This is a genomic window from Methanocaldococcus bathoardescens, from assembly GCF_000739065.1.
GTDB lineage: Archaea > AGJL01 > Methanococci > Methanococcales > Methanocaldococcaceae > Methanocaldococcus > Methanocaldococcus bathoardescens.
Genome location: NZ_CP009149.1, coordinates 237,142 through 255,063, shown reverse-complemented (window position 1 = coordinate 255,063; position 17,922 = coordinate 237,142). Strand labels below are relative to the sequence as shown.

The following is a 17,922-nucleotide window of genomic DNA, read 5'->3' as shown; positions in this document are numbered from 1 at the left end:
ATATATAACTGCAAAAGTCCTATGATAGAGCTGTTGGAGGGATAAATTTGATAGGTAAATTAAAAAACATCTTTAAATTAAAAAAATTAAAAGAGGAAAAAGAAAGCTTAGAAGGAAAGGGATTAATTATATTTGAAAATACAAAGGATGCCATGAGAGCAGAGAGTGTTTTAAAAGACAAATATAAAATTAAGGTGGTTGCCCCACCGGTAGAGATTAGAGAAGGCTGTGATTTAGCAATAGAGTATGAATTAATTGACGAATTTGGAATTAAAAGGGAATTGGAAAATAACAACATAAAACCTTTAAAATTTATATCTCTAAATGATTACTCTTTAAAACCTCTTGAGTTAATAAAAATTAAAGAAGTTGATGGATTTATTTTAGTTAGATGTGGAAATATGAAAATAACCATTGACAAAGAAGGAAATATAGTTAATATCTCTGGTGGTGGATGTCCAGATGTTCCTTATTTAGCATTAAAATTAAAAGGAAGAAATATTAAAGATATTAAAGAAGATGAATCACCAAAAAGTTTAGGCTTTACCTTATGTGCCTACACATTAAATAAAGCATTTGAAAAAGCAAGAGAGTTGGTGATGGAAAATGAAAATTAAAATTAAAGTTAGGGATTTTGAGGTAGAAGCAGAGCTTTATGAAGACATTGCACCAAAAACTGTAAGTGCAATAGCTAAAGCACTTCCAATAAAAGGAGTTGTAAATAGATGGGGAGATGAGATATACTTTGAGACAAATGTTGTTGTTAATGAGGAAGAGAATTCAAAGGAATATGTTGAGTTAGGAGATATTGCCTATTGGATTCCTGGAAGAGCTATTTGCATCTTCTTTGGAAAAACACCAATAAGTGATGATGATAAAATAAAGCCCGCGAGTGCTGTAAATGTTATTGGGAAAGTTAAGGATTGGAAAAAATTCAAAGATGTTTGGGATGGAGAGATAATTGAAATAACAAAAAATAATGTTTAAATATCTCAACATTCAAAATATAACTAAAACAAAAAGATAGTTGTGAAAGTTATGGAAAAATTAAAATGGATTAAAATAGAAAATTTTAGAGCATTTAAAAAGGCAGAAATATCAGATTTTGGGAGATATTAATGTATTTATTGGAAAAAACAACACTGGAAAAAGCACACTTCTTGAAAGCATTTATTTAAATTTAGTTCAAAATAATAGGGATTTATTGGGTATTCATCCATTTAGGGCAATATTTTCAAGAAGAGGGATTTCTGAAATTGGGAGAGTCACACATTCTGATATTGGTGATGATTGGGATGTTATCAATTTAGTTTTAACATATCTGTTCTACTCTGACTGGGAAAATTTTAAAGGAGATAAATTTACCCTCTCTATTAACTCCAACTTAAACGATTTTAGATTGACTGCATATTTTGGAGAATTTCCAGAAGATGTTTTAAAGAAATTTTACAAAAAAGAAAGTAATTATTTCTATAAAAACTGGTGAAGTAAAAAGAGAATACATAGAGATAACTCCAATATTTATTATAGTAGATAAAAACAATTTTCCAATATTTTCCATAGTTGAAGATAACTCCTCTTTAGAATACCGAATCCATACAGAATACCTGTTAAGTGAGCCTAACATAGAAAAATCAAGTGTTATAGTAGTAGATGAAGAAACCTCACGATTAATGGTTTCATTTATAAAAAGAATTGAAAAATACTCAAAAGTTGATAAAGAGCATTTATTAAACTTCATATCAGAACAGCTAAATACAGAAATCGTTGATATTGTCCCAAAGATATTTGACACATTCTTAGTCTCAAAGGACAACAAACAAATCTCAATCTCATTATTAGGAGACGGAACAAAGATGGCACTGTTGTATTATTATGCACTATCCCTTGAAAACTCTTACATTTTATTGGAAGAACCAGAAAACCACTTACATCCAAAATTAATGGATAAAGTTGTTGATTTAATAATCACATCCTCCCAAAAAAACCAGATTTTTATAACAACTCATAACTTAGAGTTTCTTCAAAAAATCTTAGAGAAAGCTTATGAAAAAAACACAAACTTGAAGGTTTTTGCACTTGAGAATTTAAAAGATGGTATTCCAGAGATAGAAGCTTATGAATGTGATGAGGCAAATGCCGCATTAAATAAAATTGGGGTGGATTTAAGATGATTATAATTTTATTTGAGGGTGTTTTGGATTTTTTATTTTTAAAAGTTTTTTCATTAAATTTTTAAAATTTAAAGATGTTGGTAATGAAGGAAATAAAGAATAGTTTGATAAATTATTAAATTGCGGATATTTTGAAGATTTAAAGAATTTTGACACTTCAAAAATCGTTGTATTAAGGGAAGATAATAAGTTTGAAGTTATACTGATTTCTGTTGGAGGAAAAGATGTTTTCAAAGATGCTACAAAAGCATTTATAGAGGGACGTAGAGTTTTAGAAAAGAAAATATTTGGAAAAATAGAAAAAATAATAGTTGTTGTAGATGATGATGCAGAAGATAAAATTAGAGAAGTTGAAGAATTAGCAGAAAATAAAAATCTTAAAGATAAATTTAAAAGCTTAATCTTAAATGGTGAATTAGAGGATATTGTGCTATTAATTTACGAAATCGTTAGGAATAGATTAGATGATAATGATAAAAAAGCTATTGAAGAATTTTTTGACATTATATCAAAAAGATATAGTGAAGATAAAGAAAAACATAATAAAAAACGTAAAGTTAGTGCTTTGCATACTGCAATTGGCTATAGATGCTATGGACATCTATTTGATGAGTTATTTGAAAAATTTGAATTTGACGATTTAGATAAAATTGAAGAGCTTAGAAGATTCTATGATATTTTATACCCCTCAACAAGGTAGTAAGTTTTGTTTTTCCAAGCTATTCTATATAGGAGAGGATAATTTTTATTTAGCTCCTCCCTAATCCATTTAAGGTCTCTAACAGAGATGTTGGCTAAGTTTGCATTCTTAAAGAGATTTACAATATTTTCTGGTTTTGAGCCACCATAGAACGGGAGTTTTTTGTTAATCTCTTCTTTCTCATATATGCTCATAATCTTCCAAGGATTTCTTCTCTCATATATCAATATTGCTATCTGCCCAATGGTTCTTCTAATCTTCTCCTCAAGAGTTTTTTCTCTCCATCTACCATCAATTGCTACAACCTTTCCTCCCATTTTTATAACTCTACTCCATTCATTAATGGCCTTCTGTGGATTTGGTAGTGTCCATAGCAGATGCCTATTAATCACAGCATCAAACTCTCCATCATCAAAAGGTAGGTTTTCAGCATCCGCAATCATAAACTCTATATCTAAACCCTTTTCATCAGCCTTCTTTTTAGCCCTCTCAAGCATTCTCTCAGATAAATCAATACCAACAACATCATGCCCCAACTCTGCCAACAAAATTGCTAAAAATCCAGTTCCAGTTCCCACATCTAAGATTCTTAGCTTTCTGTCTCCAAACGTCTCATATAAAACTTTCTTCCAAACCTCTGGCAAACCAGAGTGTCCGGGAGAGTTGTCGTAGGTTTCACTTCTCATATCCCAGTATTTTTTGATATGGTCTTTTATATTCTCCATAATATCCCCTCTTTACGCATATAAATGGCATCTAACCTTTCTGTTTTTATCAACCTCCACCAATGGAGGTTTTTCTCTCAAACATTTCTCACTGCGGTGTGGGCAGAGGTTGTAGTATTTACAACCCTCAACAAAACCCAAGCTTTTTTTGATTTCTAATTCAGTATCGGCTATTTCTTCCTCCATCTTCAAGGATTCTACAAGGAGTCGTGTATATGGATGAAGAGGCTCTTCTAAGATATCTCTTCCTTCTTCAACAATCTGCCCAGCATACATCACAGCCATTCTATGGCCCATTATGTTTGCAACCTCCAAATCATGGGTTATAAATAGATAGGATAGATTTTTCTCCCTCTGCAATTCCATGAGGAGATTTAAAATAGATGCTTGGACAGAAACGTCTAACATGGACGTTGGCTCATCACAGACAATAAATTTGGGATTTAAAGCCATAGCCCTTGCTATAACTGCCCTCTGCAACTCTCCCCCACTAAGTTCATGTGGAAATCTGTTTAAATGGTCTTCTTTTAATCCAACGATTTCTATGAGTTCTTTAATTTTGTCATACTCATTGTCTGCAATTTTGTGAATCCTTAACGGCTCTGCAATGCTCTCATATATTGTCCATCTTGGGTCTAATGCAGTATCTGGATATTGAGGGATTAATTGCATTTTCCTCCTAATCTTCCTTAACTCAGATTTTTTCATCTTTGTGAGGTTTTTTTCTTCAAAGATAACATCTCCCTTAGTTGGTTCTGTTAGCATTAACAGCATTCTGCCTAATGTTGATTTTCCACTACCACTCTCCCCAATCAATGCCAATGTCTCTCCTTCTTTAATCTCAATATCAACCCCATCAACTGCAACAATCTTACGTTTTGAAAATATCCCAGATTCAAAGATTTTATACAGATTTTTACCCTCAATCATATAGATAGCACCTCACAAAGTTCCCATCATGCTCAAAGAATGGTGGCTCTTTAAGGCATTTTTCTGTAGCAAACTCACATCTTGGGTGGAATTTGCAACCTTTTGGAGGATTTATCATACTTGGAGAATTCCCTTTAATTGGTTTTAATCCATTTGATGGGAGAGATTCTAAGAGTGCCTTTGAATATGGGTGGAGAGGATTTTTAAAGAAATCCTTTGCCTTGCTAATCTCAACTACCTGCCCACAATACATAACTGCAACTCTATCAGCCAATTTTTTAGCAAATGGGATATCATGAGTTATTAAAAGTAGAGAGGGCTTATCATTATCTCTCTTAATCTTTTCAAAGAGCTTAACCACTCTAACCTTCTTTATTACATCAACACCTTTTGTTGGCTCATCTGCAATTATAAGCTTAGGTTTTGTTGAAGTTCCCATAGCCACTAAAGCCCTCTGCCTCATCCCTCCACTGTATTGGTGAGGGTATTCTTCAGCCCTTCTCCTTGCTGGATATATGCCAAAATAATCCAAAAGTTCAACAGTCCTTTCTAATGCATCCTTTTTGCTTAATTTTAGATGTAATATCATTGACTCTGCAACTTGATAACCAACCTTTAATACTGGGTTTAAGGATGTTGATGGACTTTGAGGGACCCAAGCTATTTCTTTTCCTCTAATCTTTCTCATTTCCTTCTCTGGTAGAGAAAGGAGGTTTTTTTCATTAAAGATTATCTCTCCACTAATTTCAGTATTTTCTGGCAGTAATCTTAGTATAGAAAGTCCTAAGACAGATTTTCCACTCCCACTCTCTCCTATTAGGCAGAGGGTCTCTCCCTCTTTTATGCTGATGCTAACTCCATTAACTGCCTTAACCTTAACATCATCAACCAAGAAATTCACATATAGGTTTTTAATAACCAACAAATCATTCATTGTGCTACCCTCCTTGATTTTGGCTCTAACACATCTCTTAAACCGTCACCAAGCAAGTTAAATCCAAGTATAGCAAGCATTATTGCCAAACCTGGAAATACCATAATCCAAGGGGCTGTTGTGAGATAGTTTTTTCCAGAGTTTAGAATTTGTCCCCATTCTGGTGTTGGTGGCTGAATTCCTAAGCCCAAAAATCCTAAACTTGCTATTGTCATAATCACATTCCCAACATTTAGGGTTGCGAGAACTATTATTGGTGGAATGGCATTTGGGATGATGTGCTTTAACAAAATCCAGAAATCAGATGCCCCCATCATCCTTGCAGAGGTTATGAACTCCCTCTCTTTTAGAGACAACACAATCCCTCTTGTTAATCTTGCATAACTAACCCAATTTGTAACTATAATTGCAAATATAACAACCCATATCGACGATGTAGATTCTAAAACCACACACAAAACCCCAACTAATGCAATGTTAAATATAAGCTCTGGAATTGCCAAAAACACATCTATAATCCTCCCAATAATGTCATCAACAACTCCTCCAATGTATCCGCTTATAGCCCCAATTAAACATCCAACAGTCAATGATATGATTGATATCGTTATAGCTACAATCAGAGAGACCCTCGCTCCATAAACAATCCTTGAGAACAAATCTCTCCCTAACTGGTCTGTTCCAAATGGATGTTCTAATGATGGAGGTGAGAGCCTCTTAAGCATGTTTGTTTCATAAGGGTCTTTTGCTATTATTGGAGCTAATAAACCAGCTAAGGTTATTAGGGAGATAATTATCAAACCTGCAAGGCATGTTTTGTTTTTTAGCATGGCTTTTATTGTATCTCTCAACTTAATCACCGTATCTTATTCTTGGGTCTATGATTGCGTAGAGGATATCAACAATTAAGTTTGTTAGTGTAAAGATAACTGCACTCAGCAAAACTAAAGCCTGAACAACTGGAAAATCTCTCTTTAAAACAGATTCTACAAATAAAGACCCTAAACCAGGCCATGCAAACACAACTTCAACCATAACAGAACCTATAATTAAATGACTTATTGACATTGAGAGATAAGTTAAAATTGGGATTAGGGCATTCCTTAAGGCATGTTTTAAAACAACTGCTTTTTCAGAGAGTCCTTTAGCCCTTGCAGTTAAAATATAGTCCTCATTTAAAATATTCAACAACACAGCCCTAATGAACCTTGATTTAATTGCCATAAATGAGATCGACCAAGTGATAACTGGGAGTATGGCATGTTTAAGTGTTCCATAACCAAATGATGGTAAAAGATGGAGATGAACAGCAAACAGCCATATAAACATTAAACCTAACCAAAAACTTGGAATACTAATGCCTATAAGTGACCAGATTCTGCAGATGTGGTCTATCTCTTTATTTCTGTATAACGCAGATACTATACCAAACAAAAACGCAAATACTACCGAAATTATAAACGTTGAGAAAAATAACTCTGCAGATGCTGGGAATCTCTCCATAATTTCGTCTAACACGGGCTCTCCACTACTCCACGAAGTTCCAAAATCTCCTCTGACAACATTAGATAACCAATTTATATACTGGACAATTAATGGCTTATCTAGACCTGCCTCAACTCTAAATCTCTCAATCTCTTCTGGACTTGGCTCTGTTCCTGTGCTAATAGTTAAGATAAACTCTGCTGGATCTCCGGGAAAGATGTAAAGCAGAGAGAATGACAAAAAAGAAGCCCCAATAAGTGTTGGGATTATCTGCAAGATTCTTTTTAGGATGTATTTTTTCATCACTATCACCAAACTTTAAATTAAATTCAAAAAATTAAAAAGAGGAATTTATTTTCTAACTCCAACTTCGGCAAAGAATGGCTCTCCACTGATTGTGAAGAACTTGTCTGGGCTTGGAGCATCTACCTTTGGACTCATTACTGCTGTCATAATGTCATGGTAGAGTGGAACAACTCCCATTTCATCATATAAAGCTTTATAGAACTCAATTAAGTCCTTCTTTCTAACTTCTGGATCGATATCTGCTGGGTCTTCAAGGATTTTCTTACATAAGCTACAAACTTTTTCACTTTCGTAAGCGTCCCATTTACCTCCTGGATAGAATCTCCAGAACATTCTTAAGTAGAATCTTCTGTGAGGTCCTCCAATGTAGTAGAGCCTCATGTCATAGTCTCCAGAATCTCTCTTCTGCTTGTAAGCTCCACTTTCAAGGATTTCAAGTTCTGGGTCAAATCCAGCTTTCTTAAGCTGTTCTTGAATGAGTTGAGCTACCAATATCTGGTCTCCTTGGCTCTTATCAACTATGAATTTAACTTTTAATCCCTCTAAGCCCTTCTTCTTCAATATTTCCCTGGCTTTCTCTGGGTTGTATTCATATTTAATGTTGGCTTCTTTCATTCCTGGAGCTTCTGGAGCAAACATTCCATTCCATGCTGGTCTTACTTGGTTACCAAATATCTTAACAATTTCATCCCTGTCTATTGCCAAGCTAACAGCCTTCCTAACCTCTGGGTCGTTGAATGGAGCTTTTTTGTAGTTGAATGCAATAACCCAAGTAATTGGGACGTTATGCTTATAGACTTTGAATCCATCTTTTTCCAATAATGGGAGTTGATTTCTTGGTGTGTATGCTGCCCCTCCGTGAACATAATCAGAGATTGCATCAACCTCTCCACTTCTTAAAGCCATGACTCTTGTATCTTCATCTGGGATGATTTTAACAACGAATCTCTTGAATTTTGGCTTTATACCATGTCTTTCATACCAGTATGGGTTTGGCTCATAGATAGCATATTGGTCTTTCTTGTAATCTACAACCTTAAAAGGCCCTGTTCCGATTGGTTTAACTAATGTTCCGTTAGGGTCTCCAACTGGATTAACTGATGTAGGAGCCATTATTCCAAGGTGATACTCTGCCATCTTAGCCAAGTTGAAGAATCCTGGTTTTTTGAAGTGAATAGCAACTGTATAGTTATCTATGACATCACATCCCTCTGGGGCTAAGCTGTGTCCTTTTGCTATCAATCTATCCATTGTGAATTTTACAGCGTAGGCGTTAAATTCAGTCCCGTCAGAGAACTTAATGCCCTTTTTGAGGTGGAAGATGATTGTTTTACCTCCATCTTTAATCTCCCAACTCTCAGCTAATGCTGGAACTATTTTATCATGCTCCATATCATACTCAACCAATCTCTCAAGGACGTGAGTTTTTGGGAAAAATCCGATACCCCATTTGCTTCCTGTGAGTTTATGGTCTTTTCCATAACCTAAGATAAATGTGTCTTTGTATTCAACAGCTTTAGTTTCTGCTGGTTTGATTTCAGTAGTTGCTGGCTTTGCTTCTTCAATATTTGTTTCAGTTTTTTGTGTGCAACCTGCTATAGCTACACCCCCAAGTAATAGGAGAGCTATAGCCAATATGGAGACTGCCTTTTTCATTATATCTACCTCATACTATTTTAAGATTTTATATTATCTAATCTTAACAATTTTAAAAAACATCACTTTAGGTATATAAAATTTTCTACTTTGTGTTATTAAATATGAGTAATTAGAATTTTTATATTACAAAAAATAAAAAAGATGAAAAACACTGTTGGAACAAACCAACAACCTTATAAAAAAATTTGTGGAGATTTTAGATTTCTGTATGTGAAAAATATGGGGAAGAAAAAAGACATATATGACTTAATGCTATAGTTTTGATGTTTACATTTAATCCGAGGTAACAAATTAAATATTTGGGAGCTGATACCATGATTATAGCAGGAACTATGCCAATAAAAGGACTGGATTTGATTGTTGGAAAAGCTACACTAAGGGGGAATAAAATAATAATAAATAACAAAGAGTTTCCAGTATCCATGGGGACTGGAGCTTTAATAGGTGCGGTTTTAAAAACATTGGAGTATTTTGACAATGATGATGTTAAAGTAATAACTGCTGGAGATATTGGAGAGGGAGATGGAAGTTTAAAGATTTATGAGGCATTAAAAGAGGTTGATGATGATTTATTGGTTATTCATTATATAAAACCAAAGATTTCAAAAATTAAAGAAATTGATTTTTCCCCAAAGATTATTGCAGATGCTGGAGGTATGTATGTAGCAAAAGCGGCAAATATTGGAGATAAGTTTTATCTCTTTTTGCCAGATGTTGGTGAATTGGCATTTTTAGCAGATGAGAAAGCTACCCATCCTGCCTATGTTAGAGGTTTTATATCTGAGATTGACGATAAAGAAGTGCCAAAACTCATTGAAAGGGCTTACAAATTGAAAATGCCTAAGTACATGGTTGTTAAAGGAGAAACTGACTATGTTGTCAATGAAGGAAAAATAATTGACACTATAAAAGAACCAAAAATAGAGGCAATGGAATGTATTGGAGGTACTGGAGACACTTTAACAGGGATAATATCATCTTTAGTAAGTGTTGGTTTCAAAATAGAGGATGCAATGAGCTTAGGATGTAAAATAAATAGAAAACTTGGAGAAATAGTTAATGCTAAGCCAAATACACAAATTGTAGAAATAATTAATGTTATTCCTGAGGTTTTAAAAGAATATATAAAATAAAAATCTTTTTTATTTAAAAAACGTTATTAACAAAAATAATATCCTACTACACTTTTTTTAATATCATTAATAATATATGAATCCTATTAGAGAAAATGATAAAATATTTATAAGGTAAATTTTCAAAACTTAATTGTTTAAAATTCATAAAATTCAAAAACTCTAAAGGTCGGGAATATGAAAGTGTCTGTTTATGGGGCTGGAAATCAAAATTTATACATAAATCAGTTAAATCTACCAGAAAAGTTTGGAGGGGAGCCACCTTACGGTGGTTCAAGAATGGCTATTGAATTCGCTAAAGCAGGACATGATGTAGTTTTAGCAGAACCAAATAAGGATATAATGAGCGATGATTTATGGAAAAAAGTTGAAGATGCTGGAGTTAAAGTTGTTAGTGATGATATAGAAGCAGCAAAGCATGGAGAAGTGCATATATTATTTACACCGTTCGGTAAAATAACATTTAATATAGTAAAAACTATTATTGAACATGTTCCTGAAAATTCTGTTATTTGTAACACTTGTACTGTTTCACCTGTTGTTTTATACTATTCTTTAGAACCAATTTTAAGGACAAAGAGAAAAGACGTTGGAATTAGCTCAATGCATCCAGCGGCTGTTCCTGGAACCCCACAACATGGACATTATGTTATTGGTGGGAAAACAACCGACGGTAGAGAATTAGCAAGCGAGAGTCAAATAAATAAATTGGTAGAGCTTGCTAAAAGTGCAGGAAAAGAAGCTTATGTAGTTCCTGCAGATGTTTCTTCAGTTGTTGCGGACATGGGTTCTTTGGTAACAGCAGTTGCTTTATCTGGTGTTTTAGACTACTATACAGTGGGGAATAAAATTATAAAAGTTCCTAAAAAGATGATTGAACAGCAAGTTATCATGACTTTACAAACAATGGCCTCCCTTGTAGAAACTTCAGGTATTGAAGGCTTGGTAAAAGCGTTAAATCCAGAGTTATTAATAAAAACTGCTTCATCAATGAAGTTGTTAGATATGCAAAAAGATTTAGACGCTGCTTTAGAGATTCTTAAAAACTTAGATGAAACATTGAAAAAAGAAGCTGAAAATGCAGAGATAAAACCAACAACACTTGTAGCGGCTCAATCATTAGTTAAAGAGATAAAAACTTTAATAGGAGGAGCTGCTGCTGAAGGAGCAATAAAAAGAAGCGCAAGAAAACTATTTGAGCATTAAATTGAATTATTATTCATTTTTTAGGGGGGATTTATGAAAAAAGAGGGGGAAATAAAAGTTGTAGTTATTGGTTCGAGTGATGTTGGAAAAACCACATTGATGGAAAATTTAATCGGCAGAATTGGAAAAGTTGAACATAATGGCATTACAACAGCCATTGATTATGGCTCATTAATAATAGATGATAAAAAAATTCACTTCTTTGGAACGCCAGGTCAAAAAAGATTTGAGTTTATGAGAGAATTAGCATTAAAAGGAACGAATTTAGCTTTAATAGTTTTAGATGCATCAAAAGGAATAACTGAAGAAGACAAAGAAATAATAAAATTATTGGAATCTAAACAAATCCCATATGGGGTTTTTATAAACAAGACAGATATCGGAGAAATTGACATAAATGAAGTCTATAATCTATGTAACCCAAAATTCGTTGTTAAAGGTTGTGCAATAAAAAAAGAAGGACTTAATGAGCTTATAAACAAAATTATATCATACACTCAGTGAAAAAAATTTAAAAAATTTTATATAGCAAAAATACATAATCTACATAAAGGGTAGGGTATTTAAGGGTGGAAATATGATTGATAGAATTTTATTAGAGCTAAATAAAACCGAAGGTATCAAAGGTTCAATGGTTGTTGGTAAGGATGGTTTGGTTATAGCTTCCCAATTGCCGGGAAATGTTGATGCTGAATTAGTTGGGGCTATGGCTTCAGCAGCATTTGGGGCTGCTGAAAGAACAGCAGCAGAAATCGGAATGGGTAATTTAGAACAAACAATGATTGAAGGAGAGCATGGAAAAACTCTAATGGTCGATGCAGGAGAAGGAATTTTGGTAGTTTTAACTGATGCGAAGGTTAACTTAGGTTTAATTAGAATTACAATGAAAAGAGCTGCAGAGAAGATAAAAGCAATGTTCTAAGACAATATTATAAAATAGAATTTAATGTTGCAATGATTTCATTGATAACCTCTTTGTTTAGCTCTGAAACATCAATTTTCTTTGTTTCAAATACAATTCCATTTTTTAAAACCCTATCATAATTTGGACAGATTGTTGTTATTGATTTTTTGTTGTCTAATTTTATTAAGCTGTTAATTTTTTTAGATATATTTTTTGGATTCTCGCATTCAACAAATATGGATATCCCTTCATATTCTTTAAAATAAGCATTTTCAATTTCATTTTTAATTATTTCATTTGCCATAACATATTTTTTATAAGTTTTTTTAGCGTTCAATAGCTCTTCTTTTAAAAGACCAAAATAATTTATTGTTTTATATGTTTTAGATATTATTTTAATATTATTTAAAGCATTGCCTAATTTTTCTTCAATCTCTTTACTTATTCCTAAAAAACCACCGTATTCACAGTTCAATATCTTTGGACTTCCAGTAGAGCAAACAATAATATCTCCATATCCACAATCTCCTCCAATTCTTCCTGAAATATCTTCAATAAATAAAACTTCTTTCTCTTCACACAATTTTTTTATTTCTTTTAATGGTTGTGGAGCTAAATATCCTGCCAATGATGTTAAAATAACTGATGAGTTTTCTTTTAAAGATTTATCTAATTTTTCTATATCAACAATTCCTAAATTTGTTTCTATCATATTAGTTTTTAAATTCAATACTTTTGGAAATTTTAAAAACCCTTGCCAACCTCCCATATTTGGGATTAAAATCTCATCACTATAAATTTTTGCTATCCACATTGCTAAAAATACTGCTGAACTTCCAGAAGGAAGAAAAGTTATTTTGTAATCCCTATTTAATAGCTCATTTATTATAATCTCAACTTCTTCTTTATTTCCTTCTTTATTTATTAATCCATATATATTAGGTCTTCTATGCTTGAGAATCATCATCTCACCAAAAGTAAAGATTTATATAATATAACACAAAATAATTTTAACAAATTTCGTTCTTGTAATATTTCCTATCACTTGATAAGGCCTTCATATATTTCAACTTATTTAAGATTCTTGTAGTAATAATACTAAATCAGATAGTAATATTTTTATATTACATTTTTGTATTATAATTGGCAATCAATAGTAAAAGTATGGCTATTATACATACACATTTGGTGATATTTATGCCAAAGTATAGGGAATTGTTTGAACATAGAAATTTAAAGAACTTACACATAGTTTTAACATCAATGATAGCTGAATTCTCAAGATTAGGTATTTTAAATCAAGGTACAACAAACGTTGTAGGGTCTGGTGTAGGGAAAAAGATAGCAAAGTGTTTAAAAGAAACAGTTAAAGAGATTCCAAAAGAAGATAAGAAATTGATAGAGTTTCTAATTAATTTTTGTGATATGTGTGATGATTTTGTTATTTATGATGATAGGATAGGAATAAAAATAGATAAATGCAAATACTGCCCAAAGCAGATTGGAGAGGCTGAAATCTCTGGAAGTGCATGTCCAATCCCCTCTATATTGGCAAGCTGTTTAAAGGAATTAACTAAAAAAGATTACAAAATCGATTTTTGGGATGGAAATAAATTAATAATAAAAGAAAACGGATATTGCTGGTTTAGAATTAAATAATTATTATTTCAATAGCAGTCATATACTACTGCTTTAAATTTCTGTTCTTTAAAATAGAAAGTAAAAAAAGATAACTATCCCCTCCCCCGATTGTAGTTTAAAAATTTAAAAATTAAAAAGTAAATCTTTAAATGGAAATTTTAGAGAACACTTTCTTCTGGGTAAGCAGGCATCTTATGCTCTGTCAAGTCCAATCCAATTTTTTCTTCTTCTTCGCTAACTCTCAATCCTCCAAGAACTATTCCTACAACTTTAGCAAGTATAAATCCTAAACCAGTTCCGTAAATGATACAGAATATTGATGCAATTATTTGTTCAACTAAACTTACATCCCCAGTTCCTCCTAAAGCTGTCATTCCAAAGATTCCTGCTAATATTGCCCCAATAACTCCAGAAGTTCCGTGAACTGGAACAACACCACATACATCATCTATACCATACTTTTCAAGTAATCTGTAAACAATTGGAACTTGCAATCCTGCAATTAAACCAATCAATAATCCACCAATTGGACTTACAATATCTGTTCCTGAACAGATTGCAACCAATCCAGCAACAATTCCGTTAGCTGTAAAGAGAACATCTTTCTTTGAAGCAATTAAAGCTCCAATTCCTCCTCCAGCCATTGCCAATGTTGTTGTTGCACATACGAGCCCTGAGATATCTCCCAATGCTAATGAACTTCCTACGTTGAATCCATACCAACCAATAGCCAATGCCAATGCCCCAAATACAGCCATTGGTATATTATGTCCTAATATAGGCACTGGTCTTCCGTCAATAAATCTTCCAACTCTTGGACCTAATGCTAAGATAGCCCCTAAAGCTAAGAATCCTCCCAAACCATGAACTACTAAACTTCCAGCATAGTCATGCCATGGAATAATTTCAGCTCCCCAAGGTCCTAAATATACGAAGAATGGATACAAGAATGCTGTAATGATCAATGATATTAATACATAAGCACCAAATTTAATTCTCTCTGCAACTCCTCCAGAAACGATTGTTGCTGCTGTTGCAGCAAAGACCAAACCAAAGAACCAGTTTGCCAATTCTAAACCATTATCGACTAAGAAAGGTGCTGCTGAGAATATTTTACTCCACCAAGCAATGAAATCAGCAGGATTTATTGAGGTACATAAAATTCCACCAATTAATAACCATGATATACAACCAATAAACCAGTCAACCATGTTTTTCATCATAACATTATTAACGTTTTTCTTTCTCACCTGCCCTCCTTCAAGCATTGCAAAGCCCCACTGCATCATGAAGACAAGAACACCCATAACAACGAGGAAGAATACGTCACTTGCATTAGCCATTACAGTCAAAGCCTGAACAATTGAATTTATATCAGTGGCATTTGCAAATAAATCGGCAGTAGCCATTATCTTCACCCCAACAACTTTATCTTAATAAATTTTTAAAGCACGTCTCTACCTTCCTCTTTAGTTCTTACCCTTACAACCCTCTCAACTGGAATAACGAATATCTTTCCATCTCCTGGGTTTCCAGTTCTTGCATTTTCACAGATAATGTTAATAACATCATCAATGTCCTCTTCTTTTACAACCAACTCAATTTTAACTTTTGGAATTAAATCGACAATGTATTCTCTTCCTCTATATCTCTCAACTATACCTCCCTGAACTCCTCTACCCTTAACCTCACTAACAGTCATCCCAATATAACCAGAATCTGATAAGGCTTTTTTGACAATCTCTAATTTTTCAGGTCTTATGATTGCTTCGACTTTTTTCATAGTATCAACCCCCTATATTATTACTTGGAAACGGAAATCTTATTCTTAGGGAAAAGGAAATTACATTCCTATTACTTCCAAAAATTATATAAAAACTTTTCGGTAATTTATAAAACCAAATATAAAAATTTAATATAAATAAACTATATAAGTTTATTAATAACAAATTCAAAACTAAGTGATAGAAAAATATAAAAATAATACAAAATTTGATGGGGGAGGAATATGGAAAATCACAAAAATAAATTATGGCGTAAATATTCTAAAGCGCTTGAAAAAGGGAATTACAATAAAGCACTTTCAATAATTGATAAAATATTTGGAGTTAAAAAGATTAAAAAATTGAGACTACTCAGATATTTTAACAACGTATTTAGGTTAAATCCTAAACATTTAATTGCTTATTTTTTAAAAGGACATTTATTGTTAAGCTTAGGAAAGTTAAATGAAGCAAGAAATATTTTTTTAATATTATATAATTTAGATAAGCACAATCCATCTGTTAAATTCTCAACTGTATTTGTATTAAGAAGAACCAGCAACTGTTCACATGCACTAAAGCTTATTGATGAAATATTAGAAAAATGCCCAAATTCAGCTATTGCCTGGGCTGAGAAAGGAGAGATGTTATGGAGGGGAGGACATCTTGAAGAAGCTTTACAATGTTTTGATAATGCTTTAAAAATAAATCCTAATGACTGTCACTCTTTACACTATAAAGGAGAAATATTAATTAAACTTGGGAGATATGAAGAAGCATTAAAATGTTTTGAAAAAATCCTTCATGAAATTAATGGCAGTTGTGTATATGCACTGATACACATAACACATGTCTTAATAATTCTTGAAAGATTGGAAGAGGCTTTAGAATATATAGAAAAAGGTCTAAAGTTAAATCCAAATGAATATATGTTTTATTTGCATAAAGGAATTATATTAAACAAATTAGGAAAATATGAAGAGGCTATAAAGTGTTTTGATAGAGTGCTAAGTATAAATCCAAATATCTCTGAGGCTTGGAATGGAAAAGCTGTAGCTCTTGAAAAACTTGGAAGGATAAAAGAGGCTGTTGAATGTTATAACAAGGCACTTGAAATCCATAAATAAACTATATTTTTTTAATTTTTAATTTTTTACAAAACCAAATATAAAAATAAAAAATAAATGATTTAAGATATGGAAAAGTATATATTTCCACACCCTATTTTATAATACTAATATAGCATTATTATATATTGTACATTAACGAAATTCGTAGATTATGAGGATTAACTTATTATTAAAATCGGGGGAGGGAGTAGGTATGGAAATGAACAATGAAAGCATTTTATGGGATGAATATTTCGATGCACTTGAAAAAAAGAACTACGAAAAAGCTCTTTATTTAATAGATAAAATCTTAGAGATTAGAAAAGATCCAGACATCTACGTAAGAAAAGCAAGAATATTAAAAAGAATGGGGAGAAATGATGAAGCATTAGAGTATTTTGACAAAGCATTAAAAATAAAGCCAAAATATATCTTAGCAAATTTCTTAAAAGGAATCCTATTAGTAAGTTTAGGTAGATTAGAAGAAGCAAAAGAGGTATTTTTAAAATTATATAAATTAAAAAAATCTGATTTATCTGTTAAATATACAATCGCCTTTATACTAAAAAAACTTGGAGAATATGACTTAACATTAAAAATTCTTGATGATATATTAGAAAAGTATCCACAATCAGCTATTGCTTGGGCTGAGAAAGGAAAGATATTATATAAAGAAGGAAAACTTAAAAAATCTTTAGAATGCTTTGATAAAGCTCTAAAAATAAATCCTAATGATTGTCAATCTCTACAATACAAAGGAGAAATATTATTTAAACTTGGAAGGTATGGAGAGGCATTAAAATGCTTTAAAAAGGTTTTTGAGAGAAGTGGTAAAGATATATGTGCGTTAATGTATATAATACAGATTTTAATTTACCTTGGAAGATTGAGTCAAGCTTTAGAATACACAAAAAAAGCTCTAAAATTAAACCCAGAAGACCCATTGCTTTATCTTTATAGAGGAATTATATTAAACAAATTAGGAAAATATGAAAAAGCAATAAAGTGTTTTGATAAGGTATTAGAGATTAATCCAAATTTCCCAGAAGCTTGGAATGGAAAAGCTGTAGCTCTTGAAAAACTTGGAAGAATCAATGAAGCTATAGAATGCTACAATAGAGCGCTTGAAATCTATGAATAGACTTTTATATTTTTATATTTTAATTTAAATTGGAATTATACCGTAAATTATATATATATGGAAGTAGGAAACTTACTTCCAGAATTATTTAATCAAATTGCATTGGGGGATG

21 protein-coding genes are annotated in these 17,922 nt (G+C 32.3%); 12 read left to right on the top strand and 9 right to left on the bottom strand.

What is annotated here, in order from left to right:
* The first annotated feature begins 47 nt into the window (after nucleotides 1–47).
* The 5 genes from JH146_RS01385 to JH146_RS01365 all read left to right on the top strand — a co-directional run bounded on the left by JH146_RS01385 (nucleotide 48) and on the right by JH146_RS01365 (nucleotide 2,874).
* Nucleotides 48–617, top strand: coding sequence for a DUF3343 domain-containing protein (locus JH146_RS01385; RefSeq protein ID WP_048201326.1), 570 nt, complete (start codon nucleotides 48–50; stop codon nucleotides 615–617).
* Nucleotides 607–987 carry a cyclophilin-like fold protein gene (locus JH146_RS01380; RefSeq protein ID WP_048201325.1) on the top strand — a complete coding sequence of 127 codons (381 nt, stop codon included), beginning with the start codon at nucleotides 607–609 and terminating at the stop codon, nucleotides 985–987. Before JH146_RS01385 ends, JH146_RS01380 begins: the two co-directional genes overlap by 11 nt.
* A 118-nt stretch (nucleotides 988–1,105) precedes the next feature.
* Nucleotides 1,106–1,486 carry an AAA family ATPase gene (locus JH146_RS01375; RefSeq protein ID WP_048201324.1) on the top strand — a complete coding sequence of 127 codons (381 nt, stop codon included), beginning with the start codon at nucleotides 1,106–1,108 and terminating at the stop codon, nucleotides 1,484–1,486.
* A gap of 187 nt (nucleotides 1,487–1,673) precedes the next feature.
* A complete protein-coding gene (locus tag JH146_RS01370) occupies nucleotides 1,674–2,174 on the top strand; it encodes an AAA family ATPase (protein WP_048201323.1) in 501 nt (166 codons plus the stop codon).
* A gap of 427 nt (nucleotides 2,175–2,601) precedes the next feature.
* The gene (locus tag JH146_RS01365; RefSeq protein WP_048201322.1) at nucleotides 2,602–2,874 is read left to right on the top strand and encodes a hypothetical protein; all 273 of its coding nucleotides are present in this window, start codon (nucleotides 2,602–2,604) and stop codon (nucleotides 2,872–2,874) included.
* Here the strand turns inward: JH146_RS01365 and JH146_RS01360 are convergent.
* The 6 genes from JH146_RS01360 to JH146_RS01335 are packed head-to-tail and all read right to left on the bottom strand — an operon-like array spanning nucleotide 2,844 to nucleotide 8,910.
* Entirely contained in the window at nucleotides 2,844–3,599 is a 756-nt protein-coding gene (locus tag JH146_RS01360; RefSeq protein WP_048201321.1) for a class I SAM-dependent methyltransferase, read from the bottom strand. The genes JH146_RS01365 and JH146_RS01360 overlap by 31 nt on opposite strands.
* 12 nt (nucleotides 3,600–3,611) lie before the next feature.
* Complete coding sequence (locus tag JH146_RS01355) at nucleotides 3,612–4,529, bottom strand: ABC transporter ATP-binding protein (protein ID WP_048201320.1); 918 nt, start codon at nucleotides 4,527–4,529, stop codon at nucleotides 3,612–3,614.
* Nucleotides 4,522–5,463, bottom strand: a complete 942-nt coding sequence (locus tag JH146_RS01350) for an ABC transporter ATP-binding protein (protein WP_173400796.1) — start codon at nucleotides 5,461–5,463, stop codon at nucleotides 4,522–4,524. Before JH146_RS01350 ends, JH146_RS01355 begins: the two co-directional genes overlap by 8 nt.
* Nucleotides 5,460–6,323, bottom strand: coding sequence for a nickel transporter permease (gene nikC / locus JH146_RS01345; RefSeq protein ID WP_394296456.1), 864 nt, complete (start codon nucleotides 6,321–6,323; stop codon nucleotides 5,460–5,462). The genes JH146_RS01350 and nikC overlap by 4 nt, the downstream gene beginning before the upstream one ends.
* Nucleotides 6,316–7,251, bottom strand: coding sequence for a nickel ABC transporter permease (gene nikB / locus JH146_RS01340; protein ID WP_048201319.1), 936 nt, complete (start codon nucleotides 7,249–7,251; stop codon nucleotides 6,316–6,318). Before nikB ends, nikC begins: the two co-directional genes overlap by 8 nt.
* 48 nt (nucleotides 7,252–7,299) lie before the next feature.
* Nucleotides 7,300–8,910, bottom strand: coding sequence for an ABC transporter substrate-binding protein (locus JH146_RS01335; protein ID WP_048201318.1), 1,611 nt, complete (start codon nucleotides 8,908–8,910; stop codon nucleotides 7,300–7,302).
* Between the two features lie 317 nt (nucleotides 8,911–9,227).
* Between JH146_RS01335 and JH146_RS01330 the strand changes: the two genes are divergently transcribed.
* The 4 genes from JH146_RS01330 (at nucleotide 9,228) to JH146_RS01315 (ending at nucleotide 12,174) form a co-directional block, all read left to right on the top strand.
* Nucleotides 9,228–10,046 carry an NAD(P)H-hydrate dehydratase gene (locus tag JH146_RS01330; protein WP_048201317.1) on the top strand — a complete coding sequence of 273 codons (819 nt, stop codon included), beginning with the start codon at nucleotides 9,228–9,230 and terminating at the stop codon, nucleotides 10,044–10,046.
* A gap of 177 nt (nucleotides 10,047–10,223) precedes the next feature.
* Nucleotides 10,224–11,252 carry a H(2)-dependent methylenetetrahydromethanopterin dehydrogenase-related protein gene (locus JH146_RS01325; protein ID WP_048201316.1) on the top strand — a complete coding sequence of 343 codons (1,029 nt, stop codon included), beginning with the start codon at nucleotides 10,224–10,226 and terminating at the stop codon, nucleotides 11,250–11,252.
* 33 nt (nucleotides 11,253–11,285) lie between these two features.
* Entirely contained in the window at nucleotides 11,286–11,756 is a 471-nt protein-coding gene (locus JH146_RS01320) for a GTPase domain-containing protein (RefSeq protein WP_048201315.1), read from the top strand.
* Between the two features lie 73 nt (nucleotides 11,757–11,829).
* Entirely contained in the window at nucleotides 11,830–12,174 is a 345-nt protein-coding gene (locus JH146_RS01315) for a roadblock/LC7 domain-containing protein (protein ID WP_048201314.1), read from the top strand.
* Between the two features lie 7 nt (nucleotides 12,175–12,181).
* On the opposite strand, the gene JH146_RS01310 is transcribed toward JH146_RS01315, so the two are convergent.
* A complete protein-coding gene (locus JH146_RS01310) occupies nucleotides 12,182–13,120 on the bottom strand; it encodes a PLP-dependent aminotransferase family protein (RefSeq protein WP_048201313.1) in 939 nt (312 codons plus the stop codon).
* A 233-nt stretch (nucleotides 13,121–13,353) separates the two neighbouring features.
* Between JH146_RS01310 and JH146_RS01305 the strand changes: the two genes are divergently transcribed.
* Nucleotides 13,354–13,815, top strand: a complete 462-nt coding sequence (locus tag JH146_RS01305; protein WP_048201312.1) for a hypothetical protein — start codon at nucleotides 13,354–13,356, stop codon at nucleotides 13,813–13,815.
* A 140-nt stretch (nucleotides 13,816–13,955) separates the two neighbouring features.
* Here the strand turns inward: JH146_RS01305 and JH146_RS01300 are convergent, their stop codons facing one another.
* Complete coding sequence (locus tag JH146_RS01300) at nucleotides 13,956–15,206, bottom strand: ammonium transporter (protein WP_048201311.1); 1,251 nt, start codon at nucleotides 15,204–15,206, stop codon at nucleotides 13,956–13,958.
* Nucleotides 15,207–15,241: 35 nt separating this feature from the next.
* Nucleotides 15,242–15,580, bottom strand: coding sequence for a P-II family nitrogen regulator (locus JH146_RS01295; protein WP_048201310.1), 339 nt, complete (start codon nucleotides 15,578–15,580; stop codon nucleotides 15,242–15,244).
* A gap of 225 nt (nucleotides 15,581–15,805) precedes the next feature.
* Between JH146_RS01295 and JH146_RS01290 the strand changes: the two genes are divergently transcribed.
* Both JH146_RS01290 and JH146_RS01285 read left to right on the top strand, forming a co-directional pair.
* Nucleotides 15,806–16,687: a tetratricopeptide repeat protein gene (locus JH146_RS01290; protein WP_048201309.1), complete on the top strand. Its 882-nt coding sequence runs from the start codon at nucleotides 15,806–15,808 to the stop codon at nucleotides 16,685–16,687.
* Nucleotides 16,688–16,883: 196 nt separating this feature from the next.
* Nucleotides 16,884–17,810 (top strand): tetratricopeptide repeat protein, encoded by a 927-nt coding sequence (locus tag JH146_RS01285; protein WP_048201308.1) that lies wholly within the window; start codon nucleotides 16,884–16,886, stop codon nucleotides 17,808–17,810.
* Nucleotides 17,811–17,922 lie beyond the last annotated feature (112 nt).

Excerpts from the sequence above, each read along its gene's own strand:
- JH146_RS01380 (WP_048201325.1), top strand. The coding sequence starts at position 607 with ATGAAAATTAAAATTAAAGTTAGGGATTTTGAGGTAGAAGCAGAGCTT.
- JH146_RS01370 (WP_048201323.1), top strand. The coding sequence starts at position 1,674 with ATGGTTTCATTTATAAAAAGAATTGAAAAATACTCAAAAGTTGATAAA.
- JH146_RS01360 (WP_048201321.1), bottom strand. The coding sequence starts at position 3,599 with ATGGAGAATATAAAAGACCATATCAAAAAATACTGGGATATGAGAAGT.
- JH146_RS01355 (WP_048201320.1), bottom strand. The coding sequence starts at position 4,529 with ATGATTGAGGGTAAAAATCTGTATAAAATCTTTGAATCTGGGATATTT.
- JH146_RS01350 (WP_173400796.1), bottom strand. The coding sequence starts at position 5,463 with ATGAATGATTTGTTGGTTATTAAAAACCTATATGTGAATTTCTTGGTT.
- nikB (WP_048201319.1), bottom strand. The coding sequence starts at position 7,251 with ATGAAAAAATACATCCTAAAAAGAATCTTGCAGATAATCCCAACACTT.
- JH146_RS01335 (WP_048201318.1), bottom strand. The coding sequence starts at position 8,910 with ATGAAAAAGGCAGTCTCCATATTGGCTATAGCTCTCCTATTACTTGGG.
- JH146_RS01330 (WP_048201317.1), top strand. The coding sequence starts at position 9,228 with ATGATTATAGCAGGAACTATGCCAATAAAAGGACTGGATTTGATTGTT.
- JH146_RS01325 (WP_048201316.1), top strand. The coding sequence starts at position 10,224 with ATGAAAGTGTCTGTTTATGGGGCTGGAAATCAAAATTTATACATAAAT.
- JH146_RS01320 (WP_048201315.1), top strand. The coding sequence starts at position 11,286 with ATGAAAAAAGAGGGGGAAATAAAAGTTGTAGTTATTGGTTCGAGTGAT.
- JH146_RS01315 (WP_048201314.1), top strand. The coding sequence starts at position 11,830 with ATGATTGATAGAATTTTATTAGAGCTAAATAAAACCGAAGGTATCAAA.
- JH146_RS01310 (WP_048201313.1), bottom strand. The coding sequence starts at position 13,120 with ATGATTCTCAAGCATAGAAGACCTAATATATATGGATTAATAAATAAA.
- JH146_RS01305 (WP_048201312.1), top strand. The coding sequence starts at position 13,354 with ATGCCAAAGTATAGGGAATTGTTTGAACATAGAAATTTAAAGAACTTA.
- JH146_RS01300 (WP_048201311.1), bottom strand. The coding sequence starts at position 15,206 with ATGGCTACTGCCGATTTATTTGCAAATGCCACTGATATAAATTCAATT.
- JH146_RS01295 (WP_048201310.1), bottom strand. The coding sequence starts at position 15,580 with ATGAAAAAAGTCGAAGCAATCATAAGACCTGAAAAATTAGAGATTGTC.
- JH146_RS01290 (WP_048201309.1), top strand. The coding sequence starts at position 15,806 with ATGGAAAATCACAAAAATAAATTATGGCGTAAATATTCTAAAGCGCTT.
- JH146_RS01285 (WP_048201308.1), top strand. The coding sequence starts at position 16,884 with ATGGAAATGAACAATGAAAGCATTTTATGGGATGAATATTTCGATGCA.